Here is a 1,032-nt window from a genome sequence, read left to right as displayed (position 1 = left end):
CCGAGGCCGCCGGCCGCGGCCCGGTGGACGACCTCCCGGCCGCCTCGGCGCCGCTCCTGGAGATCACGGCGGAGCAGCACGCGGCCTGGCCCGTACGCCTCTTCGCCTCCTAGCCCCCACCGGACACCGCCCGCCCCCGTTCCGGACACCACCCCCGTTCCGGGCACCGAGCACCGAGCACCGAGCACCGAAACAACCATCGCACCACCAGGAGGACCCCGTGCACCTCGACCACGCCACCACCTACCCCGAGCGGCACAGCGCCTCCGCGACCCGGGCCGACGGCAGCCGCCGCGCGCTCCGCGTCGGCCTGGGCGGGCCGGTCGGCTCCGGCAAGACGGCGACCGTCGCGGCACTGTGCCGCTCCCTGCGCGACACCCTCTCGCTCGCTGTCGTCACCAACGACATCTACACCCGTGAGGACGCCGCCTTCCTGCTCCGTGAGGCCGTGCTGCCGCCCGAGAGGATCACCGCGGTGGAGACCGGCGCCTGCCCGCACACCGCGATCCGGGACGACATCTCCGCCAACCTGGAGGCCGTCGAGGACCTGGAGGACGAGGTCGGGCCGCTCGACCTCGTCCTGGTCGAGTCCGGCGGCGACAACCTGACGGCCACCTTCTCCAAGGGCCTGGTCGACGTGCAGCTGTTCGTCATCGACGTGGCCGGCGGCGACGACATCCCCCGCAAGGGCGGCCCGGGTGTCTCCACCGCCGACCTGCTCGTCGTCAACAAGACCGACCTGGCACCCTACGTCGGCTCCGACCTGGAGGGCATGGCACGCGACGCCAAGGAGCAGCGCGGCGAACTCCCCGTGATCTTCCAGTCGTTGCGCGGTGAGCCGGGGGTCGGTCCGGTGGCCGACTGGGTGCGCGCCCGGCTCGCCGACTGGCAGGCCGGAGCGGCACCGTCCGCGCGGCCGGCGGCCCCGGCGGGCAGCCCCGCATGACGACCGCCGCCCCGGCGCCCGCCACCGGCGTCCGCGCACGGGCCCGGATCACCGCCGCGCCCGACGGACGCGGCGGCACCGCGCTG

Annotated in this window: 1 protein-coding gene and 1 pseudogene; both read left to right on the top strand. The window is 75.4% G+C overall.

From position 1 onward, the window contains the following. Positions 1-113, top strand: a pseudogene (locus tag FM076_RS33335) (urease accessory protein UreF); the annotation flags it as partial. A gap of 107 nt (positions 114-220) precedes the next feature. Next, the gene (gene ureG / locus FM076_RS03540) at positions 221-946 is read left to right on the top strand and encodes an urease accessory protein UreG (RefSeq protein ID WP_173868481.1); all 726 of its coding nucleotides are present in this window, start codon (positions 221-223) and stop codon (positions 944-946) included. The last annotated feature ends 86 nt before the right edge of the window (positions 947-1,032 follow it).

Origin of the sequence: Streptomyces albus subsp. chlorinus, from assembly GCF_013302895.1 — a bacterium.
GTDB lineage: Bacteria > Actinomycetota > Actinomycetes > Streptomycetales > Streptomycetaceae > Streptomyces > Streptomyces chlorinus.
Note: the sequence above shows the minus strand (reverse complement) of the source record. Positions and strands in the feature narration are given on the sequence as shown.